Here is a 20,342-nt window from a genome sequence, read left to right as displayed (position 1 = left end):
GGCTGAGTTCTCGGGGGAACGATACCAGTGCGCCGGCCCCGCCCCGACAGCCACGGCGTGGCCGGACGGCTCACTCGGAGTCGTTCCCGGGGCGCGTCTCGGCGGCCCTGTTCAGCAGGCCGCTGAGGAAGGCGACGGACTCGTCGCTGCTCAGCTCGTTGGCGAGTTCGAGGGCCTCGCTGATGGCGATCCGCGGGGCGATGCCGGTGCGGTCCAGCTCCCACACGGCGATGCGGGCCAGGTTGCGGTCGACGCGGGGCATGCGTTCGAGCGTCCAGTCGCCGCTCAGGCATTCGGCGATGCGGCGGTCGACCTCGCCGGCGTGCTCCCAGTATCCGTGCAGAACCGTGGCGGCGTACTCGCGCACGTCGGGCTCGCCCTGGGCGGCACGGCGCGCGAGCACCGCGTCGAGGGACTCGTCGCGCAGCTCGGCCTGGAAGAGGACGTCGAGCGCCTGCTTGCGGGCCTTGGTCCGGGTGGAGTGGTGGGCGCCCGCGAAGTCGGTGCTGGCCACCTTCACCGCGCCGGGCACCGGGGGGTGCTCCCCCGGTGCCAGCGCGATGACCCGTTCGTCGTCTGCGTCCATCAGCTCTGGGCTCGTCCGAGGTAGGAGCCGTCGGCGGTGCTGATCCTGATGCGTTCGCCGGTGGTGATGAACAGGGGCACCTGGACCTGCTTGCCGGTCTCGACGGTGGCGGGCTTGTTGCCGCCGGTGGAGCGGTCGCCCTGCAGGCCGGGCTCGGTATAGGTGACCTCGACCTCGATGGAGGCCGGCAGGTCGACGTACAGCGGGTTGCCCTCGTTGGTGGCGACGGTGACGATCATGCCCTCGAGCAGGTAGTCCTTGTCGTCCCCGATGACGTCCTCGGGGATCGTGAGCTGCTCGTAGGTGTCGGTGTCCATGACGACGTAGCCGCTGGCGTCAGCGTACAGGTACTGCATGTCGCGGCGATCGACCTGGGCCATCTCGATCTTCGTGTCGGCGGGGAAGGTGCGGTCGACGACCTTGCCGTTGAGCACGTTCTTGATCTTGGTGCGGACGACGGTGTTGCCCTTGCCCGGCTTGTGGTGCTGGAACCACAGGACCCGCCAGAGCTGACCGTCGAGGTTCAGCACGGTGCCGTTCTTGATGTCGTTGGTCGTAGCCACTGATGGAAGCCTTTCGCGCAGTTGTCAACGGCCGGTCCGGGCGCGGGGCCCTCCTGGCGTCGGGGCGGTGCGCGGCCGGAGTCGGCGCGACCGGCCGGGCGGCCTGCGGTCGCGGAACCGGGCGGCACACGGCCGCGAGGATCCATCCTAGCCGACGGTCCGGCCCGGGCCCTTCGCGGCGCGGGCGCGCTCGACGGCCCGTTCGCGGGCCAGGGCGTGCTCCCGGGCGGGCCCGCGCAGGAAGGCGATGGCGCCGGCGGACGGGCGCCGGTACCGCGGCTCGGCCTCCTGGGTGCGGCGCGCCTCGAGCGCGTCGGCGATGGCCCCGATGTCCGAGCTGGGCCGGTTCTGGCTCATCTTCGCCTTGCCGACGATCGAGGTGATGCGCAGCTCGAGGCCGACGATCGCGGCGACCATTCCCCGGAGCCGCTCGGGGTCGAGCTCCTCCATCCGCCAGTCGGTCGGCTGGGCGTCGACCAGCTCGCCGAGCGAGGCGATGATCCACTCCGGCTCCTCGTGGGCGACGAGCGTGCCGTGCACGTGCATCGTGAGGTGGTCCCAGGTGGGCACCTGACCGGGGGCCTCGTGGTCGGACGGGTCGATGTAGTCATCGGGGCCGTGCAGGATCACCATCGCCGGGCCCTGCGCCCGCCACTGGGGGTTGACCCTGGCCATGTGGGTGCGCAGGCAGCCGAGCCGGCCGGCGTGCGGGTCGAGGCTCCAGGGCAGGAAGGTCGCGTCGAGGCCGTCGGGTCCGTTCGTCACGAGGTCGCCGGCGCCGACGCGGCGCAGCAGCGCGCCGAGCCGGTCGGCGGCGAGCGCAAAGTGCTCGGGGACGTACATGCCAGTCTCCTGTTCCTCGGTCTCCGGTCGGGCGGTTCGGTGCCGCACGGCTCAGCCGGTGAGGGCCTCCCAGGCGCCGATCAGCGCCCGCTCGGGTGGGTCGACGATCATCGTGACGCGGCCCGGTTCGCGCAGTCCGACGAAGCGCAGCGTGGCGCCGCGGGTCTTCTTGTCGCGGGCCATGAGCGTGCGGGCCCGCTGCCAGCCGATGCCCCGGTAGCGGGTGGGCAGGCCGACCAGCCCGAGCATCCGGCGGTGACGCTCCACGTGCTCGGGCGCGAGCCCGATGACGCGGTGGGCCAGCTCGGCGGCGAAGACCATGCCCAGGCCCACGCACTCGCCGTGGCGCCGGGTGTAGTGCTCGCCGGCCTCGATGGCGTGGCCCATCGTGTGGCCGTAGTTGAGCTGTTCGCGACCGACCCGGTCGCCCACCGAGGTGGACTCGCGCAGGTCGGCGCCGACGACGTCGGCCTTGACCCGCACGGACCGCGCGATGAGCTCGGGCATGAGGGCGCTCGTCGGGTCGAGGGCCTCGAGGGGGGAGGCCTCGATGAGTTCGAGCGTACGCTCGTCGGCGATGAGGCCGTGCTTGATGACCTCGCCGAGGCCGGCGCGCACGTCATCGACCGGCAGGCCGGCGAGCAGTCCGGTGTCGGCCAGGACCGCCGAGGGCTCCCAGAAGGCGCCGATGAGGTTCTTGCCCTCGGGCAGGTCGGCGCCCGTCTTGCCGCCGATGCCCGCGTCGACCATCGCGAGGACGGTGGTGGGGACGCTCACCCAGCGGACGCCGCGCATCCACGTGGCGGCGATGAAGCCGGCCAGGTCGGTGGTCGCTCCCCCACCGATGCCCACGACGAGGTCGCTGCGCGTGAAGCCGGCGACGGCCAGGGCGCTCCAGCACCGGGCGAGCACCTGCGGGGTCTTGGCCGCCTCCCCGTCGGGCAGCTCGATGAGGACGGGCTCGGCCCCCGCGATGCGCACGAGGTCGCCCGCACGCCGGGCCGCCGAAGCCAGCGGGGGCGCGTGGAGGATGCCGACCAGTGCCGCGTCGCGGACGTGCTCGCCCAGCCGGTCGAGGGCCCCGGGGCCGATGAGGGCCCGGTAGGGCCGCTCGGTGATGAAGTCGACGACGGTCATGCCCGGTTCTCCTCGTCCCATCCGAGGGCGGCGGCCAGTTCGGCGGCGACGCACCCGGAGTGCCTGCGGTCGGTGTCGATGCGGATGGTGGCGACCTCGCGGTAGAGCGGGTCGCGCTCGGCCTTGAGGCGGCGCAGGACGGCGGCGACGTCGCCGGTCATGAGCGGGCGGTGGGTCGAGTCGCCGATGCGCTGGACCCCCTGCCGCACCGACTGCGGCAGCCAGGCGACCTCGTGCCCGGCGAGCGCCCGCCGGCCCGTTTCGTTCGTCACGGCTCCCCCGCCCAGCGCGATGACACCGGGCCGGGACAACAGCTCGACGACGGCGTTCGCCTCGAGACCCGGAAGGCCGGTTCGCCGTCGGCGGCGAAGGTCTCAGCGATCGTGCGGCCCCGCCGGGCCTCGAGGCGGTCGTCGGCGTCGACGAAGTCCAGGCCGCAGGTGCGGGCCAGGAGGGTGCCGACGGTGGCCTTGCCGACGCCCGGCAGACCGACGAGGACGACCTGACGGCGCCCGGCGGGCCCGGCCCCGGCCGCGCTCACGGCAGCACCGACAGGCCGCGGTCGGCCAGGTGGGCGAGATAGGCCCGGTGGTTGCGGCGGCACTCCTCGAGCGAGTCGCCGCCGAACTTCTCCAGACAGACCTCGGCGAGGGTGAGGGCGACCATGGCCTCGGCGACGACGCCGGCGGCCGGGACGGCGCAGACGTCGGAGCGCTGGTGGTGGGCCACGGCCGGTTCGCCGGTGCGCACGTCGACGGTGCGCAGGGCCCTCGGAACCGTGGCGATCGGCTTCATGGCCGCGCGCACGCGCAGCACCTCGCCGGTGCTCATGCCCGCCTCGGTCCCGCCGGCCCGGCCGGTGGCGCGCCGGATGCCGTGGGGGCCGTTGACGATCTCGTCGTGCGCCTGCGAGCCGCGCACCCGGGCCAGGCCGAAGCCGTCGCCGAACTCGACGCCCTTGATGGCCTGGATGCCCATGAGGGCGTAGGCGATCTTGGCGTCCAGGCGGGTGTCGCCCTCGCGCATCGCGCCGAGCCCGGGCGGGCAGCCCCAGGCGAGCACCTCGACGACGCCGCCGAGCGTGTCGCCGTCCTTCTGGCAGGCCGCGATCTCGGCCTGCATGACCCGTGAGGCCTCCGGGTCGAAGCAGCGCACCGGGTCGGCGTCGATGAGCTCGAGGTCGGCCATGCGCGGCGGCTCGCCGGCCCGGGCGGCGGCGCCGCCGAGCTCGACGACGTGGCTGAGGATCGTGATGCCGAAGGCCTGGGCGAGGAAGTTCCTGGCGACCTGGCCGATGGCGACGCGAGCGGCCGTCTCCCGGGCGCTGGCCCGCTCCAGCAGCGGGCGGGCCTCGTCCCAGTCGTACTTCTGCATGCCCGCCAGGTCGGCGTGGCCCGGGCGGGGGCGGGTGAGCGCCTCGTTGCGGGCGAGACCGGCCAGCTCGTCGGGATCAACCTCGTCGGGGCTCATCACCGTGCGCCACTTGGGCCACTCGGTGTTGCCGATGACGATCGCGACGGGCGAGCCGAGGGTCTCGCCGTGGCGCAGGCCGGCGAGCATCGTCACCTCGTCGGCCTCGAAGGACATGCGCGCCCCCCGGCCGGCGCCCAGCCGACGACGGGCCAGCGCCCGACGGATGTCGTCCGAGGAGACGCGGACGTGGGCGGGGATGCCGTCGAGGGTGGCGACGAGCGCCTGACCGTGGGACTCGCCGGCGGTGAGATAACGCAGCATGCTCTCCAGTATCCCAGCAGCCCGCGGGGCCGAGCGGCGGACCCGCGGTGCGGACGTCGGGCCGGCCCGGCCGCGAGGGTCCCCGCCGGTGCGGTCACTCCCCGCAGCGGTCGGCGTTGTCCTGGCACCAGGCCTGGAACTCGGCGACGTTGGCGGCGTGCTCCTCCTCGGTGACGGCAAACTTCGTCTCGCCGGTGTCGGGATTGACCGCGACGAAGTACATGTAGTCGCCGCTGGCCGGGTTGAGCGCTGAGTGCAGCGCCTCCTGGCCCGGGTTCGAGATGGCGCCGGGGGGCAGGCCCTCCCTCGTGTAGGTGTTGTACGGCGAGTCGACGGAGCGCTCCTCGTCGGTGGTCGTGATCCGCCCGGTCATGTTGTTGGCGTAGATGACCGTCGCGTCCGACTGGAGTTTCACGTTCCGCTCCAGGCGGTTGTAGAAGACCTCGGCGATCTGGGGGCCGTAGTCGAAGTTCGTCGTCTCCTTCTCGATGATCGAGGCGACGACGACCACGTCGTGGGGCGAGCGGCCCAGCGCCGCCGCCCTGCCGGCGAGGTCCTCCTCGGTGGCGATCCGCTTGAACTGGTCGATCATCTTCGTGAGGACGTCGGCGGCCGTGTCCGCCGGGTCGTAGGTGTAGGTCTCGGGGAACAGGTAGCCCTCGACGTCGCCCTGGGCGTAGTCGGGCAGTCCGAGCGCGGCGGGGTCGGCGGCAGCGGCCTCGAAGTCGGACACGGGGATGCCGGTCGTCTGGCTCAGCTGGGCGAAGACCTCGGAGTCGCGCAGGCCCTCGCGCAGCGTGATGAGGTTCGTCGCGAGGTTGGCGGGGTCGAGGAGCAGGTCGAGGGCGGCCCTGGCCGACATGTGCTGGCGCATCATGTAGGTGCCCGCGTGGATGCTGCTGGAGCGCTCGTCCTGGTTTGCGATGCGCACGAAGGCCCGGGACGAGGCGACGACCTGGTCGGCGGCGAGGGTGTCGCCTATCTCGGTGATCGTCATGCCCTCCCGGATGGTCACCGGCACCGAGGTGGACTCGTCGCCGGCGCCCTCGTAGTCGACGCCGCGGTAGCTCGTCCAGGCCTGGGAGGCCTTCTGGAAGCCGAGGTACCCGCCGCCGCCGATGATGGCGATCGACAGGAGCACCGCGATGACCGACTTGAGGCGGGAGCCGCGGCGGCCCCTGCGCCCGCCCGGGGTCGCGCCGTCGGCGCCGAGCAGGTCGTCGCCGAGGTCCTCGTCGTCCTCGTCGGCCGGTTCGTCCTCGCGCGCCTCGTCGGGTTCCTCTTCCTTCTCGTCAGGGTCCTGGGCGCGGCCGGGTCTGCGGCGCGGCTCGTCATCGTCGTCGGCGCGGCTCGTGGCGCGCGCGGGGCCGGGCGCTGCGAAGAAGTCGTCGAGGTCGCCGTCATCAGCGGCTCGTTTCGGTTTCATGACGCCACCTCCCCATCATTCAGGCCTGCCCGCCGAGTCCGGGCCGCCCGCCGCGTGCGGGCGCCCATCAGGTCTGGCCAGAACTGTATCGGACTTCAGGCCCTGTCGATGACCTCGCCCGGCGCTGAGCCGTCTCGTTTCTCCATGTCAATCGCCTGTTCAAGGATCGTCACGGCGGCTGCCTGGTCGATGACCGGTTTGCGGGCCCGGGAGTCTAGGCCGGTGGAGGCCAGCCGGCGGGCCGCCGTGACGGTCGTGAGGCGCTCGTCGACGAGCCGCACCGGCAGGTTCGTCTCGGCGTTGACCCGTCGCGCGTTCTTCCGCATGGCGCGGGCCGCCACGCCGGCCCTGTCACCGCGCAGGTCGGTGGGCAGGCCCATGACGATCTCGATGGGCCCGTACTCGGTGATGAGCGCCCGGATGGCAACCATCACCTCGTCGTCGTTGGGCACCGTCGCGACCGGGTAGGCCAGGACGCCATCCCGGTCGCAGGCGGCCACACCGATGCGGGCCCGGCCCCAGTCGAGGCACAGGCGCGCACCGGGGCGCCAGGCCGGCCGCTCCTCAGCCGAGGAGGACATGGCCGATCGCGTACTCGACGGCCTGGAGCGCCTCGTCGGCCCTGGCGGCGTCGGAGCCGCCGCCCTGGGCCAGGTCGTCCTTGCCGCCGCCGGCGCCGCCGAGCCTCGTCGCGCCCTCGCGGACGAGGACGCCGGCCCGCAGCCCGCGCTCGCGGGCGGCCGGGGTGGTCGCCACGACGATGGTGGGCTTGGCGTCGGCACCGCCGACGAGCGCCACGACGGCCGGGCGGTCGCCGAACCGGTCGCGCACGTCGACGGCGAGGGTCCTCAACCGGCCGCCGTCGACGCCGGGCAGGCGCTGGGCGGCATAGGCGACGCCCCACATGTCCTTGGCGTCCTCGACGAGCGCGCCGGCCCCGGCGAGCAGCTGGGCCCGCCGCATGTCCTCGATCTGCTTCTGCGCGGCCTTCAGGTCGGTGACGAGGGAGCCGACGCGCTCGGCGAGCTGGTCGGGCTGAACGTGCAGCATGCCGGTGAGTCGGCTCACGAGGGCGCGCTCGCCCGCCATGTGCGTGAAGGCGTCCGTGCTGACGAGGGCCTCGATGCGCCGGGTGCCGGCGCCGACGGACTGCTCGGAGACGAGGTTGAGCAGGCCGATCTGGCTGGAGTGGGCGACATGGGTGCCGGCGCACAGCTCGCGGCTCCAGGCGCCGTCCATCTCGACGACGCGCACGATGTCGGGGTACTTCTCGCCGAACATCGCCATGGCGCCCATGGCCCGGGCCTTCTCGAGCGGCATCTGGGTGGCGCGCACCTCGAGGTCGTCGCGGATGGCCTCGTTGCAGCGGGCCTCGATCTCGCAGACCAGTTGCTCGGACAGGCCGTGCGTAGCGCCGAAGTCGAAGCGCAGGTAGCCGGGCTTGTTGTAGGAGCCGGCCTGCGTCGCCGTGGGGCCGACGAGCTGGCGCAGGGCGGCGTGCAGGATGTGGGTGGCCGAGTGCGCCTGGCAGGAGCCCTGGCGGTGGAAGGCGTCGACGACGGCCTGGACCTCGTCGCCGACGGCCAGCTCGCCCTCGGCCCGCACGGTGTGGACGACGAGGCCCGGCACCGGACGCTGGACGTCGACGACCTCGAAGTCGCCGCCGGGGGCCCGGATGACGCCGGCGTCGGAGTCCTGACCGCCCATCTCGGCGTAGAAGGGGGTCTCCTCGAGGACGATCTCGACCGTCTGGCCCGCGGCGACGCGGTCGACCACCTGGCCGTCGGCGATGAGGCCGCGGACCTTCGTGGGCACGTCGAGCTCGGAGTAGCCGACGAAGTTCGTCTCGCCGGCGGCGCGCAGCTGGGTGTAGGCCTCGGCGCCGCCCGTCGTGGCCTTCTTCGACAGGGAGTCGGCCTTGGAGCGGGCGCGCTGGGCGTCCATGAGGGAGCGGAAGGACTCCTCGTCCACCGTCAGGCCCTGCTCGGCGGCCATCTCGAGGGTGAGGTCGATCGGGAAGCCGTAGGTGTCGTGCAGCTGGAAGGCCCGGTCGCCGGGCAGGACGAGGGATCCGGAGGCCCTCGTCTCGGCGACGGCCGTGTCGAACAGCTGGGTGCCCGAGCTCAGGGTGCGGGCGAACGCGGCCTCCTCGGCCGCGGCGATGTCCTGGATGCGGGCCCAGGCCTCGTCGATCTCGGGGTAGGTGACGTGCATGCACTGGCGCGAGACGTCGAGCAGCTCGACGATCGACGGCTTCTCGACGCCGAGCAGGCGCATCGAGCGGATGGAGCGGCGCAGCAGGCGGCGCAGAACGTAGCCGCGGGCCTCGTTGCCGGGCCGCACGCCGTCGGTCATGAGCATGAGCGAGCTGCGGACGTGGTCGCCGACGACGCGCAGGCGCACGTCGTCGGTGCCGTCCTGCCCGTAGGCGCGGCCGGACAGCTCGGAGGCGCGGGCGATGACCGGAAAGACATCGTCGGTCTCGTACATGTTGTCGACGTCCTGCATGAGGTAGGCGATGCGCTCCAGGCCGGCGCCGGTGTCGATGTTGCGCATGGCCATCGGGCCGGCGATGTCGAAGTCGTCCTTGGCGCGGACGGCGCTGAGCACCTCGGTCTCGAAGACGAGGTTCCAGATCTCGAGGAAGCGGTCCTCGTCGGCCTCGGGGCCGCCGTCGGGGCCGTACTGGGGGCCGCGGTCGATGTAGATCTCGGAGCAGGGGCCGCCGGGCCCGGGAACGCCCATGTGCCAGTAGTTGTCCTTGAGAGTGCGCCCCTGGATGTGCTCGGCGGGGACGCCGACCCCCAGCCAGGCCTCGCGGGCCTCGACGTCGCCGTCGGGGTAGTCGGGGTGGTGGCCGGGGCCGAGGACGGTGACCCAGACCTTGTCGGGCCCGAAGCCGAAGCAGCCGTCGTCGAGGGAGCCGGTGACCAGCTCCCAGGCGTACTCGATGGCCTCCTTCTTGAAGTAGTCGCCGAAGCTGAAGTTGCCGAGCATCTGGAAGAAGGTGCCGTGCCGGGTCGTCTTGCCGACCTCGTCGATGTCGAGCGTGCGCACGCACTTCTGGATGCTCGTCGCGCGCTTCCAGGGCGAGGGCTGTTCGCCCATGAGGTACGGCTTGAAGGGCACCATGCCCGCGTTGACGAACAGCAGCGTGGGGTCATTGTAGAGCAGCGAGGCGCTCGGCACCGCGGTGTGCCCCTTCGAGACGAAGAAGTCCTGGAAGCGACGGCCGATCTCAGCAGCTTTCATGGTGCCTTTCCCTCTTTGTCCCTCGGGGGTGACGCCCCGTGGTGCACGAGGCCGCGGCCAAGACTACCGCGGGGCGCTGAACGGGCCTTGCCGCGAGGCGTGTCGCGCAGGCCGGCCCTCAGCGCGGCTCGTCCGGGCCGTCGGCGCCGGGGGCGAGGAGGCGCCGGATCGTCTCCAGGCGCGCGGCGATCGCCTCCTCGTTGCCGTGGTCGGTGGGCTCGTAGTAGTGGGTGCCGACGAGCTCGTCGGGAAGGTACTGCTGAGGCGCCACGGCGTGCGGCCAGTCGTGGGCGTAGCGGTAGCCGACGCCGTGGCCGTGGTCGGCGGCCGCCGCGTAGTGGGCGTCGCGCAGGTGCGCCGGGACCGGCCCGACCCGGCCGGCCCGCACATCGGCGAGGGCCCTGTCGATCGCGACGATGACGGCGTTCGACTTCGGAGCGGTGGCGGCGGCGATGGTTGCCTGGGCGAGGTTGATGCGGGCCTCGGGCATGCCGATGAGCTGCACCGCCTGCGCCGCCGCGACGGCGGTCTGGAGCACGCTCGGGGCGGCCATGCCGATGTCCTCGCTCGCCAGGACGATGAGGCGGCGCGCGATGAAGCGGGGGTCCTCACCGGCCTCGATCATGCGGGCCAGCCAGTGCAGGGCGGCGTCCGGGTCGGAGCCGCGCACCGACTTGATGAAGGCGCTGATGACGTCGTAGTGCTGGTCGCCGTCCCGGTCGTAGCGCACGGCGGCGCGGTCGACGGAGGCGGCCAGGACGGCCGAGGAGATCTCGGCGCTCTCCCCCGCGGTGGCGCCGGCGGCGGCCTCCTCGAGATAGGTGAGGACGCGGCGGGCGTCCCCGCCGCTCAGGCGCAGCAGGTCGGCGCGGGCGGTGTCGGTGATCGTGTAGGGCCCGCCGTCGGGGGTGCGCAGGCCCCGCTCGTCGGCCAGGGCCCGGTCGACGAGCTCGTTGATGTCCTCGGGCGACAGCGGCTCGAGGGTGAGGAGCAGCGAGCGCGAGAGCAGCGGCGGGATCACCGAGAAGGAGGGGTTCTCGGTGGTCGCGGCGATGAGCGTGACGATGCGGTTCTCGACGGCCGGCAGCAGGACGTCCTGCTGGGCCCTGCTGAAGCGGTGCACCTCGTCGACGAAGAGCACGGTGGGCCGGCCGTGGGCCAGCTCGGCGCGGGCGGTGTCGAGTTCGCGGCGCACGTCCTTGACGCCGGCGGTGACTGCGGAGATCTCGACGAAGCGGCGGTTCGTGGCGTGCGAGACGACCGAGGCGATCGTCGTCTTGCCGACGCCGGGCGGGCCCCACAGGAAGACGCTCATCGAGGCGGTGCCCTCGGCGAGGCGGCGCAGCGGGGAGCCGGGGGCCAGCAGCTGCCTCTGCCCGACGATCTCGTCGAGGGTGCGGGGGCGCATGCGCACGGCCAGCGGCGCGTCGGGGCTGGCGGCGTCGCCGAGCGAGCCGCCGCGGCCGTGCGGCTCTGCGGCGGGCATCACCGTCCCGAACAGGTCCTCGCTCACGAGGTGAACGATAGCGCCGGGCGCGGACAGACGGCGGACCATGGGGCGAAGCGCGTCGGGGCCATCGAAGAGCCTGTGCGCCCGGGCCGGGAGCAGGCACTCACGGTGCGTCGGACGCCAGCAGGGCCGTGCGGACACTGTGGGCCGGATCGTTCGCGAGTATCTTCCGGGCATCTCTCTGCTCGGAAGTGGGGTCGGTCCTCGCCAACTTCTCAGCGAGGGCGCGGCGTACCCGCGGATCGGGATCGGCGGCCAAGCGAGCACCGAGGTGGGAAGGGCAGGGATGTCTTGCCCAGATGATGCCGGCGAGCGAACGGGAGGCCCGGCCCTGCCCGGCGAGGAAACCGAGGTCTAGGTCAGGTGCCTGGTAGAAGTACCCGCGCCACGCCTCACTGAACACCATGCCAGGCCCCTTCCGGGTCGAGAGAGCGGGCCACGTACTCGTCGATGCCGATCCGGCCGGCGGCCAAGTCGACGACGTTCCTCGTCTCGCGGCGGGTCGGGTAGAAGCCCTCGTGCCAGCCGGCGGCGAGCACTCGGACCACGACGCGGCGCTGCTCCTGGTCGAGGCCGGCGAACAGATCCGGCCACCGCTGCTCAACATCGAAGATCTCCACGGCAGCCCCTCACATCTCCGGGCCCATGCCCGGTCTCTGTCTCAGGGACGGGCGGTGGGACTTCTCCGGCGCCGGCGGCTCTTGTCGTGCCGGCTCGTGGAAGGCCAGGTGTGCGCGTTCGATCTTCTTCTACGCGGTGTCCCTGCGGGCCTGCGTGGGCGCTTCACCGGTGACGACCTGGTCGAACATGTCGCGGAGCGGCCCGAGATCGCGTTCCTCGATCGCGGCCCTGGAGGCGTGATCGTTCACCGCGCCCTGAACGGTGCGCCAGTCGAGCTGCCAGCCCGCGTCGCGAGCGACCCGGCTCCAGAACACTCGCTGGGTCCTGCCGTTGCCCTCGCGGAACGGGTGCAGGTAGTTGACCTGGTCGTAGTGGTGGGCCAGGCGCTCGATGAACTGGTCCCGGCCCATCGCGCGGAGATTGTTGTCGGCGCGCAGCTCGGCCGCTGCGTGGTCGGCGGCACGCTGGATCATGCTCACCGGCATGAACGGCTCGGTCGGCCTCTCGCCTGCCGCGGCGATCTTGCGCATGTCGATCGTCCGCAGCTGGCCGGCCCACTCGTAGACGTCCTGGAACAGGACACGATGGATCGCGCGCAGCTCGTCGAGGTCGCCGGTCGGCTTCGGCGGGTGGTCCAAGAGCTGTATCAAACGGGCGAACGAAAGGTCACCCTCGACTTCATGGAGCTCGGCGCGAGTCCTCGCCCCGGCCAGGTTCCGCAGGACACCGGTCCCGGGGTCCACGTACGGGTCACGACTGCTTGTCAAGGCCATAGCGGGCGCGTGCGCGAGCGACCAGCTCGTCGGAGTCGATGTGACCGTCGATGTACTCCTGGGCGTCCTGGAGTCCGGCGGGCGTCACCGACAGGCCTTCCATCTCCACGCTGTGCCGCGCCTGGGCGACGTTCCAAGCCCTCTCCTCACGGATCAGCTCGGCCGTGGTCTTGACGGTCGCGGTCATCATCGCCTCCCTCTCGTGCGCCAGTCTAGTGCGAAAACGTCTGGGACCACTGGTTTTGACCGGTTCGGTTCTGGCCAGAGTCTTGGTCGGCCGAACCTCGTAGTCGGCCGGCGCCGGCATGCCGACGCTGTGGGCTGGTCAGGAACGACCGTTTCCGGGCCGCCGCACCGTGATCGCGGTGAGAGCGCGACACGCCCGTTTCGTACGCCCCACCGGCCTCGGGCAGGAGCGGCTCGGACGGCCCCATCTCCCCCAGCGCGATCTCGACCTGGAGCAGTTCGTCGGCTGCGAGGAGATTCCACTTCAGTCGGAAGGAACGGCGGCTGAGGACCCGGGTCTGCGCATCCGTCCACCGCTGGGCGAGGCAGGCGTCACCGGCCGCCTCCTCCCAGAGCGCGTCGGCCTCCTTGAACTGCTGGTGCAGCGCCTGGTGGCGCGCGTACCGGGCGAGGACCAGTGCCCCGGACGCATGCCCGAGGCGTCTTCTCCTCGCGTCGCCGATCAGCGCCGACGGCCTCAGCCCCCGTCGGCCGCCTTCGCGCCCTTCTCCTGCTCGGGCCTGTGGTCGACGCCGGCCTCCCGGCGCTGGGCCGCGGTGATCGGCGCCGGGGCGCCGGTGAGCGGGTCGTAGCCGTTGCCGGTCTTCGGGAAGGCGATGACGTCGCGGATCGACTCGAAGCCGCCGAGCAGCATGACGAGGCGGTCCCAGCCGAAGGCGATGCCGCCGTGCGGCGGGGCGCCGAACCGGAAGGCGTCGAGCAGGAAGCCGAACTTGCGCTGCGCCTCCTCCGGCGACAGGCCCATGACCTTGAAGACGCGCTCCTGGACGTCGCGGCGGTGGATACGGATCGAGCCGCCGCCCACCTCATTGCCGTTGCACACGAAGTCGTAGGCGTAGGCCAGCGCCCGGCCGGGGTCGGTGTCGAAGGTGTCCAGGCACTCGGGCCTCGGACTCGTGAAGGCGTGGTGGACGGCCGTCCAGGCGCCGGCGCCGACGGCCACGTCGCCCTCGGCGCGGGCCTCGGCGGCGGGCTTGAACAGCGGCGCGTCGACGACCCAGCAGAATGCCCAGTCGGACGGGTCGTACAGCCCGCAGCGCCGCCCGATCTCCAGGCGGGCGGCCCCGAGCAGCTCCTGGGAGGCGGTGCGCTCGCCGGCGGCGAAGAAGATCGCGTCGCCGGGTTTCGCGCCGACGAGCCCGGCGACGCCGGCCTTCTCGTGCTCGGAGATGTTCTTGGCGACCGGCCCGCCGGGGGTGCCGTCGTCGGCGATCGTGATGTAGGCGAGGCCCTTGGCGCCGCGCTGGCGGGCCCAGTCCTGCCAGGCGTCGAACTGGCGGCGCGGCAGCGAGGCCCCCCCGGGCATGACGACGGCGCCGACGTAGGGGGCCTGGAAGACCCGGAACGGCGTGTCGGCGAAGAACCCGGTGACCTCGGTGAGCTGCTGGTCGAAGCGCAGATCGGGCTTGTCGGAGCCGTAGCGGTCCATGGCCTCGTGCCAGGTGATGCGCGGCAGCGGGCGGGTCATCTCGTGGCCGATGAGCCGCCAGCAGGCCGCCATGACCTCCTCGCCGAGGGCGATGACGTCGTCCTGGTCGACGAAGCTCATCTCGATGTCGAGCTGGGTGAACTCGGGCTGGCGGTCGGCCCGGAAGTCCTCGTCGCGGTAGCAGCGGGCGATCTGGTAGTAGCGCTCCATGCCGGCCACCATGAGCAGCTGCTTGAACAGCTGGGGGCTCTGCGGCAGGGCGTACCAGGAGCCCGGCGCCAGGCGCGCCGGCACGAGGAAGTCGCGGGCGCCCTCCGGCGTCGAGCGGGTGAGGGTCGGGGTCTCGATCTCGACGAAGTCGTGCTCGGCGAGCACCTCGCGCGCGGCCCGGCTCACCCGCGAGCGCAGCACGAGGGCGTCGTGCATGCGGGGGCGGCGCAGGTCGAGGTAGCGGTAGCGCAGCCGGGCGTCCTCGCCGACGGTGGAGTGCCCGTCGAGCGGGAACGGCAGCGGCGCCGAGGGGTTGAGGACGTCGAGCTCGCTGATGTTGACCTCGATCTCGCCGGTGGGCATCTCGGGGTTCTCGTTGCCCTCGGGCCGGTGCTCGACGACCCCGGTCACGGCGATGCAGAACTCGTTGCGCAGGTCGTGCGCCCCCGAGTTCGCCAGCACCTCGTCACGGACGACGACCTGGGCGGTGCCGCTGGCGTCGCGCAGGTCGATGAACGCCACGCCGCCGTGATCGCGACGGTGGGCGACCCAGCCGGTCAGGGTGACGGTCTTGCCTTCGTCGGATGCGCGCAGACTGCCCGCCCCACGGGTTCGGATCACGATGTCTTCCCTTCTGCGCCGCCGCATGGACGGTACGGCGGCCAGGGGACATTTTTCCACGGATGCCCCCTGGGCCGTCGACGCGGCGGGCGGTTGCCTCAGAAGACCTCGGGGAACCAGTCCCGGGCCTTCTCGTAGATGGCCTTGTTGCCGGCGGCGCGGGCGTGGTGGGTGAGGATCCAGTCGTGGATGGAGCCGCCGGAGGCCTCGTCGATCCTCGCCTGGGCGCCCTGCGGGTCGCGCAGCACCTCCTCGAGCATGTCGGCGGCCTCCTCCTCGGAGCCGTACAGGTACGGGTAGGCGTCCGGCACGACGCCCTTGACCCACTCGCGGCGCGGCAGGACGCCGATGACGCCGGCCAGCAGCGCCTCCAGGTACTCCAGCGAGTAGGCCTCCTCGCGGGCGGTCGACAGGAAGGCGGTCATGCCGGCCAGGGACTCCCAGTAGTTCTCGCGGCGGCCGAAGACGGGGCCGACATGGGTCCACGAGTGCGAGCTCATGCGCATGGCGGCCATCGAGACGAGCTCCCGCTCGGACAGGCAGGCCTCCATGCGCAGCTTCATGCGGCCGGCGACCTGCGAGACGATCGACATGAAGACCTTGGGCTGCTTGTCGTCCGAGACGTGGATCGTCGGGTAGAGCACGGTGGGCACCTCGGCGACCCGGTGCGCCTGGACGAGGTCGTCGTGGACGCCGGGGTAGAACCACGAGATCGGGGCCCGCTCGCGGATGGCGGGGCTCCCCCAGCGGTGGCACAGCTCGGTGACCTCGCTGGCGGTGCGCTCGCCGGCGCACAGCGTCGGGAAGAGCGCGTAGCTCAGGCCGAGGGCGGCGAAGTTGACCCGGTGGTGGTAATGGCGCGGCGGCAGCCACTGGAGGTTCATGATCTTCGGCTCGGCGCCGTTGCGGTGCAGCACCTGGAAGGTGCCGACGCTGTCCATGACGTCGAGGTTGATGACGAGGTCGGAGACCGGGTCGAGGCTGGTGACGCGCTTGATCTCGAAGCCGTTGGCCCGCTGGTCCTGGTAACCGACCAGGCAGGACCCCGGGAAGATCTTGAGCAGCCGCTCGACGAGGGCGCCGCCGCTGCCCTTGATGGCGAAGTTCCCGTCATCGTCGACCAGCGGCTCGTCGACCAGTGAGCCGTACTTGATGGCGATCGTCATTGTTCTGCACTCCGTTGCTGCGATGGGCCCTGCGGGCCTCGTGGATGGCGGCGCGCCCGGCAGGGCGGCCGCCGACTGCTCCGGCGCACCGCGGCACCCGTTGTCGGCGGTGCGGGGACAGACCCACTGTAGGGCCGATCACGAGCGGCTGCCAGCGGCCCCCCGGGGGCGCTCGTGGGTCTCGGCCGCCCGCACCTGGGCGTCCAGGTCGGCGGGCGTCAGGTCGGCCCCGGCGAACGAGTCGGTGAGCGGCAGCGCCACCCGCAGATCGGTGCCGAGGCAGACCTCGACCAGTCCCCCGGCGATGACGAAGTCCATGACGTGCCCGCCGCGGCTGCGGGCGTCGTCGATGAAGTGCACGTGGCAGCCCGCCACGTTGATGCCCTGCTCGAACAGCGGGGTGCGGAAGCCCGCCATGACCCCGCTCGTCCGCTCGTGACGCACGACCCGCTCGGTGGCGGTGGTCTCCGCCATGGGGCGCCAGGGGCGCTCCTGGCGCTCGACGGTGCGGGTGCTCACCCATTCGAAGTCGCCGCTGATGCGCAGCGCGTACAGGTAGTTCGTCGAGATCATGAGGCGGTCGATGATCCCGTGGAGCTCGGCGCGGGTGGTCGGCCCGGTGATCTCGTGACTCACGTCGGGCACGAAGTTCGTGACCGTCGCGAAGGGGGTGCGGTCCTGGAGCCCGGCCCGCTCGACGGCACCGTCGACCCGCATGCGCCACGGCACGGAGTCGGTGATGATCATCTCGCCGTCGAGCGCCTCGAAGGTGCCGATGCCGAAGTTGCCGTGGCCGAGCAGCTCGGCCAGGGTCATCTCGCCCTCGTAGACGCCGTCGAGCAGGGCGCTCATGAGGCTCGTCTGGAAGACCTCGTGGCGCACCAGACGGCGCTGGGCGCTTCGTTCGCCGCTCATCGTCGCTCACTCCGCGGGCAGCACGCGCGGATGCAGGTCGACCTCCTCCGGCGTCCAGTCGGCCGCATCGGCCGGCTGCTGGTCGCCGGAGCGGATGTCCTTGATCTCGCCGACGCGCGGCCCGAACCAGACGAACGGGATGCCGCGCCGGTCCGCGTAACGGATCTGCTTGCCGTACTTGTCGGCCCTCGGGGCGACCTCGGTGGGGATGCCGCGCACGCGTAGGACGGCCGCCACGTCGAGGGCCCGGTCGCGGGTCTCCTCGCTGTCGACGGCCACGAGCACGCAGGTGGGCACGGGGCGCGAGACGACGAACTGCCCGCGGGCCAGCAGGGGCCCGAGCAGACGGGTGACGCCCAGCGAGATGCCGACGCCCGGGTGGCTGTTGCGCCCGTCGGAGGCGAGGGAGTCGTAGCGGCCCCCGGAGCTGATGGAGCCCATCGACTCGAAGCCGACGAGCTCGGTCTCGTAGACGCAGCCGGTGTAGTAGTCCATGCCGCGGGCGATCGACAGATCGGCGCAGAGGCGCCCGGGGACGCGCCGGTTGGCCTCCTCGAGGAGGGTGACGAGCTCGGCCAGGCCCTCGTCGAGCAGCTCGTCGGCGACGCCCAGGGCGCGGACCCGGTCGACGAAGCCCGTGTCGTCGCTGCGGATCGTGGCCAGCTCCACGCACCGCTCGGCGACCCCGGCGTCGAGGCCGAGCTCGTCGACGAGCAGCTGCGCGGTGGCCTGCGCGCCGATCCTGTCGTACTTGTCGACGATCTGCAGGACGCCCGGCGTGTCCGTCACGCCCAGGCCGCGGTAGAAGCCCTCGGACAGCTTGCGGTTGTTGACGTGCATGAGCACCGGCGGCAGGCCGATGCGCTCGTGGAGCCGTTCGAGGGCCTCGAGCATGACGAGGGGGACCTCGACATCGTGGTGGGCGGCCAGCTCGCCGCGACCGATGATGTCGATGTCGGCCTGGGTGAACTCCCGGTAGCGGCCCTCCTGGGGGCGCTCGCCGCGCCAGACCTTCTGGATCTGGTAGCGGCGGAAGGGGAACTGGAGCGCGCCGGAGTGCTCGAGCACCCAGCGGGCCAGCGGCACGGTGAGGTCGAAGTGCAGGCCCAGCTCGTCCTGGTCGGCCTCGTCGGCGTGGAGCCGGCGCACGACGTAGACCTCCTTGGTGATCTCCCCCTTGCGGGACAGCTGCGCGAGCGGCTCGACGGCCCGGGTCTCGATGTTGCCGAACCCGTGGAGCTCGAAGGTCTCGCGCAGGGTGTCGAGAACGGTCTGCTCGACGATCCGCTCGTCGGGCAGGAACTCGGGGAATCCGGACAGCGGCTTGGGACGTGCCATCAGCTCAGCGCCTCCACGTAGGCATCGGTCAGATACGGATTGGTGGCCAGTTCGTCGGCCATCGTGCTGAACGGGCCGTGGCCCGGCAGCACCTGGACCCGGGCCGGCAGCTCGCGGACGACGTCGCGCAGGCTCGCGCGCATCGCGGGATCGTCACCGGCGGGGAGGTCCGTGCGTCCGATGCTACCGGCGAAGAGGACGTCGCCGGTGAACGCGACCTCATCGTCCCCCGTGCTGGTGCGCAGCAGCACCGAACCGGGCGTGTGGCCGGGCGCCGGCAGCACCGTGAGGCGGAGCCCGCCGATGCTCAACGGCCGGGACGGGTCGTAGAGCTCGACGCGGCGGGGCTCGGCCGGCGGCCCGGGCAGCAGGGCCACGAGCTGGGCGGCGAGCTCCGTCGAGAGCGCCAGCTCGGGCCTGGTGAGCAGCACCCGGTCGGCCGCCGAGACGAGGACGGGGGCGTCGTGGGCGTCGGCGAGACGGGCCGCCTCGGCGCAGTGGTCGATGTGACCGTGGGTGAGCAGGACGCCCGCCAGGCCGAGGCCGTGCTCGGCCAGGGCGCGCTCGACCGTCTCGCTCGCGCCCAGCGGCGCGTCGATGACGATCCCCCGGTCGCCCCCGTCCGGCGCGAGGAGATAGCAGTTGTTCTGCAGCGGGCCGGCCACGAAGTAGGCGATGAACACAAGCGCCAGCCTATCGGGCAAGATAAAGAGCATGAGCGAAACACCGAGCCCGACGAATCACGGTCGCGTCGACGCCGATGGGACCGTCTACGTGATCACCTCCGCCGGTGAGCGCCGCGTCGGTCAAGTCCCCGACGTCAGCCCCGACGAGGCCATGGCCTTCTTCGTGCGCCGCTACGAGGCGCTGAGCACCGAGGTGAACCTGCTCAGGCAGCGCATCGTCTCCGGCTCGGTGAGTCCCGACGAGGCCCGCAGGCAGATCAGGACTCTGCGCACGAACATCCTCGAGGCGAACGCCGTGGGCGACCTCGACGCCCTGGCCGCCAGCCTCGACGGAGTGGCCCCCGTTCTCGAGACGAAGGCCGCCGAGCGCCGCGAGGCCCGCGCCCGCCAGCACGAGGAGACGAGGGCGGCGAAGGAGGAGATGGTGGCCGAGGCCGAGCGTCTGGCCGCCGGCAATGACTGGCGCGGCGGCGTCAACCGCTTCCGCGCCCTGCTCGAGCAGTGGAAGGCGCTCCCCCGCATTGACCGGACCACCGACGACGAGCTGTGGCACCGCTTCAGCTCGGCCCGCACCACCTACACCCGCCGCCGCAAGGCCCAGTTCGCGCAGCAGGCCGAGCACCGCGAGGCGGCCCGCCGGACCAAGGAGCGGATCATCGCCGAGGCCGAGAGGCTCTCGACGAGCACCGACTGGGGCCCCACCGCCCATGCCTTCCGCGAGCTCATGACCCAGTGGAAGGCCGCCGGCCCCGCCCCGCGCGAGGTCGACGACGAGCTGTGGAAGCGCTTCCGGGGACTCCAGGACGTCTTCTTCGACGCCCGCAACGAGGTCTTCCGCAAGCAGGACGCCGAGTTCGAGGAGAACCTCGCCGCCAAGCAGGCCCTGCTCGACGAGGCGGAGCGGACGATCCTGCCGGTCACCGACGTCGAGCGGGCCCGCCACCAGCTGCGGGCCTTCCTCGAGCGCTTCAACGCCCACGGCAAGGTGCCGCGCGAGGCCATCCGCGCCGTCGACGGTCGGGTCCGGGCCCTGGAGCAGGCCGTCAAGCAGGCCGAGGAGGCCGAGTGGAGGCGCACCGACCCGCAGGCCCGCGAACGGGCCGCCGACACGGTGGCCATGCTCACCTCGCAGATCGACAAGCTGACCGCCCAGGCCGAGGCCGCCGAGGCGCGCGACGACACGCGGGAAGCAGGCCAGTTGCGCGACTCGATCAGCACCTACCGGGGCTGGCTGGACCAGGCCCAGAAGACGCTCGACGAGTTCAGCGCCTGAGGCCGCGCGCAGG

Annotated in this window: 19 protein-coding genes and 1 pseudogene; 1 reads left to right on the top strand and 19 read right to left on the bottom strand. The window is 72.1% G+C overall.

From position 1 onward, the window contains the following. Window positions 1–70: 70 nt before the first annotated feature. The 19 genes and pseudogenes from nusB to EGX94_RS12775 form a co-directional block, all read right to left on the bottom strand. Window positions 71–586 carry a transcription antitermination factor NusB gene (gene nusB / locus EGX94_RS12865; protein ID WP_021798928.1) on the bottom strand — a complete coding sequence of 172 codons (516 nt, stop codon included), beginning with the start codon at window positions 584–586 and terminating at the stop codon, window positions 71–73. After that, window positions 586–1,149, bottom strand: a complete 564-nt coding sequence (efp, locus tag EGX94_RS12860) for an elongation factor P (protein ID WP_021798930.1) — start codon at window positions 1,147–1,149, stop codon at window positions 586–588. Before efp ends, nusB begins: the two co-directional genes overlap by 1 nt. Before the next feature lie 147 nt (window positions 1,150–1,296). After that, window positions 1,297–1,992 (bottom strand): FMN-binding negative transcriptional regulator, encoded by a 696-nt coding sequence (locus EGX94_RS12855; protein ID WP_021797541.1) that lies wholly within the window; start codon window positions 1,990–1,992, stop codon window positions 1,297–1,299. Between the two features lie 51 nt (window positions 1,993–2,043). Continuing rightward, window positions 2,044–3,129 carry a 3-dehydroquinate synthase gene (aroB, locus tag EGX94_RS12850; protein ID WP_021797543.1) on the bottom strand — a complete coding sequence of 362 codons (1,086 nt, stop codon included), beginning with the start codon at window positions 3,127–3,129 and terminating at the stop codon, window positions 2,044–2,046. Next, window positions 3,126–3,670: pseudogene (locus tag EGX94_RS12845) on the bottom strand (shikimate kinase). The gene aroB and the pseudogene EGX94_RS12845 overlap by 4 nt, the downstream one beginning before the upstream one ends. Further along, window positions 3,667–4,863: a chorismate synthase gene (aroC, locus tag EGX94_RS12840; RefSeq protein ID WP_021797542.1), complete on the bottom strand. Its 1,197-nt coding sequence runs from the start codon at window positions 4,861–4,863 to the stop codon at window positions 3,667–3,669. Before aroC ends, EGX94_RS12845 begins: the two are co-directional and overlap by 4 nt. A 94-nt stretch (window positions 4,864–4,957) precedes the next feature. Further along, a complete protein-coding gene (gene mltG / locus EGX94_RS12835) occupies window positions 4,958–6,289 on the bottom strand; it encodes an endolytic transglycosylase MltG (protein ID WP_021797540.1) in 1,332 nt (443 codons plus the stop codon). Between the two features lie 95 nt (window positions 6,290–6,384). Continuing rightward, complete coding sequence (ruvX, locus tag EGX94_RS12830) at window positions 6,385–6,870, bottom strand: Holliday junction resolvase RuvX (protein ID WP_021797546.1); 486 nt, start codon at window positions 6,868–6,870, stop codon at window positions 6,385–6,387. Then, window positions 6,854–9,541, bottom strand: a complete 2,688-nt coding sequence (gene alaS / locus EGX94_RS12825; protein ID WP_028706078.1) for an alanine--tRNA ligase — start codon at window positions 9,539–9,541, stop codon at window positions 6,854–6,856. The genes ruvX and alaS overlap by 17 nt, the downstream gene beginning before the upstream one ends. A gap of 118 nt (window positions 9,542–9,659) precedes the next feature. Next, window positions 9,660–11,096: a replication-associated recombination protein A gene (locus tag EGX94_RS12820; protein WP_051245286.1), complete on the bottom strand. Its 1,437-nt coding sequence runs from the start codon at window positions 11,094–11,096 to the stop codon at window positions 9,660–9,662. Window positions 11,097–11,154: 58 nt separating this feature from the next. Next, complete coding sequence (locus tag EGX94_RS12815) at window positions 11,155–11,457, bottom strand: hypothetical protein (RefSeq protein WP_123826393.1); 303 nt, start codon at window positions 11,455–11,457, stop codon at window positions 11,155–11,157. Next, window positions 11,444–11,671, bottom strand: a complete 228-nt coding sequence (locus tag EGX94_RS12810; RefSeq protein ID WP_021797912.1) for a hypothetical protein — start codon at window positions 11,669–11,671, stop codon at window positions 11,444–11,446. The genes EGX94_RS12815 and EGX94_RS12810 overlap by 14 nt, the downstream gene beginning before the upstream one ends. Window positions 11,672–11,800: 129 nt before the next feature. Then, entirely contained in the window at window positions 11,801–12,310 is a 510-nt protein-coding gene (locus EGX94_RS12805) for a Fic/DOC family protein (protein WP_226906031.1), read from the bottom strand. A 112-nt stretch (window positions 12,311–12,422) separates the two neighbouring features. After that, window positions 12,423–12,632, bottom strand: a complete 210-nt coding sequence (locus EGX94_RS12800) for an antitoxin VbhA family protein (RefSeq protein WP_043122087.1) — start codon at window positions 12,630–12,632, stop codon at window positions 12,423–12,425. A gap of 516 nt (window positions 12,633–13,148) precedes the next feature. Continuing rightward, on the bottom strand, window positions 13,149–14,951 hold the full coding sequence (aspS, locus tag EGX94_RS12795) for an aspartate--tRNA ligase (protein WP_021797921.1): 1,803 nt from the start codon (window positions 14,949–14,951) through the stop codon (window positions 13,149–13,151). Window positions 14,952–15,049: 98 nt separating this feature from the next. Next, window positions 15,050–16,117 (bottom strand): glycosyltransferase, encoded by a 1,068-nt coding sequence (locus tag EGX94_RS12790; protein ID WP_021797915.1) that lies wholly within the window; start codon window positions 16,115–16,117, stop codon window positions 15,050–15,052. A gap of 138 nt (window positions 16,118–16,255) precedes the next feature. After that, on the bottom strand, window positions 16,256–17,032 hold the full coding sequence (gene budA / locus EGX94_RS12785; protein WP_021797922.1) for an acetolactate decarboxylase: 777 nt from the start codon (window positions 17,030–17,032) through the stop codon (window positions 16,256–16,258). A 6-nt stretch (window positions 17,033–17,038) separates the two neighbouring features. After that, a complete protein-coding gene (gene hisS / locus EGX94_RS12780; protein ID WP_021797917.1) occupies window positions 17,039–18,370 on the bottom strand; it encodes a histidine--tRNA ligase in 1,332 nt (443 codons plus the stop codon). Continuing rightward, window positions 18,370–19,074, bottom strand: a complete 705-nt coding sequence (locus tag EGX94_RS12775) for an MBL fold metallo-hydrolase (protein WP_226906030.1) — start codon at window positions 19,072–19,074, stop codon at window positions 18,370–18,372. The genes hisS and EGX94_RS12775 overlap by 1 nt, the downstream gene beginning before the upstream one ends. Between EGX94_RS12775 and EGX94_RS12770 the strand changes: the two genes are divergently transcribed. Further along, on the top strand, window positions 19,046–20,329 hold the full coding sequence (locus EGX94_RS12770) for a DUF349 domain-containing protein (protein WP_043122077.1): 1,284 nt from the start codon (window positions 19,046–19,048) through the stop codon (window positions 20,327–20,329). The two genes, EGX94_RS12775 and EGX94_RS12770, sit on opposite strands and share 29 nt — an antisense overlap. The last annotated feature ends 13 nt before the right edge of the window (window positions 20,330–20,342 follow it).

This window comes from Propionibacterium acidifaciens (assembly GCF_003798325.1).
Classification (GTDB): Bacteria; Actinomycetota; Actinomycetes; order Propionibacteriales; family Propionibacteriaceae; genus Propionibacterium; species Propionibacterium acidifaciens.
This window is presented reverse-complemented; position numbering and strand designations above follow the sequence as displayed.

What these genes read in the sequence shown, in the direction of transcription:
- nusB (WP_021798928.1), bottom strand. Translation starts at nt 586, where the DNA reads ATGGACGCAGACGACGAACGGGTCATCGCGCTGGCACCGGGGGAGCAC.
- EGX94_RS12855 (WP_021797541.1), bottom strand. Translation starts at nt 1,992, where the DNA reads ATGTACGTCCCCGAGCACTTTGCGCTCGCCGCCGACCGGCTCGGCGCG.
- aroB (WP_021797543.1), bottom strand. Translation starts at nt 3,129, where the DNA reads ATGACCGTCGTCGACTTCATCACCGAGCGGCCCTACCGGGCCCTCATC.
- aroC (WP_021797542.1), bottom strand. Translation starts at nt 4,863, where the DNA reads ATGCTGCGTTATCTCACCGCCGGCGAGTCCCACGGTCAGGCGCTCGTC.
- mltG (WP_021797540.1), bottom strand. Translation starts at nt 6,289, where the DNA reads ATGAAACCGAAACGAGCCGCTGATGACGGCGACCTCGACGACTTCTTC.
- ruvX (WP_021797546.1), bottom strand. Translation starts at nt 6,870, where the DNA reads ATGTCCTCCTCGGCTGAGGAGCGGCCGGCCTGGCGCCCCGGTGCGCGC.
- alaS (WP_028706078.1), bottom strand. Translation starts at nt 9,541, where the DNA reads ATGAAAGCTGCTGAGATCGGCCGTCGCTTCCAGGACTTCTTCGTCTCG.
- EGX94_RS12820 (WP_051245286.1), bottom strand. Translation starts at nt 11,096, where the DNA reads ATGGTCCGCCGTCTGTCCGCGCCCGGCGCTATCGTTCACCTCGTGAGC.
- EGX94_RS12815 (WP_123826393.1), bottom strand. Translation starts at nt 11,457, where the DNA reads ATGGTGTTCAGTGAGGCGTGGCGCGGGTACTTCTACCAGGCACCTGAC.
- EGX94_RS12800 (WP_043122087.1), bottom strand. Translation starts at nt 12,632, where the DNA reads ATGACCGCGACCGTCAAGACCACGGCCGAGCTGATCCGTGAGGAGAGG.
- EGX94_RS12790 (WP_021797915.1), bottom strand. Translation starts at nt 16,117, where the DNA reads ATGACGATCGCCATCAAGTACGGCTCACTGGTCGACGAGCCGCTGGTC.
- budA (WP_021797922.1), bottom strand. Translation starts at nt 17,032, where the DNA reads ATGAGCGGCGAACGAAGCGCCCAGCGCCGTCTGGTGCGCCACGAGGTC.
- hisS (WP_021797917.1), bottom strand. Translation starts at nt 18,370, where the DNA reads ATGGCACGTCCCAAGCCGCTGTCCGGATTCCCCGAGTTCCTGCCCGAC.
- EGX94_RS12770 (WP_043122077.1), top strand. Translation starts at nt 19,046, where the DNA reads ATGAACACAAGCGCCAGCCTATCGGGCAAGATAAAGAGCATGAGCGAA.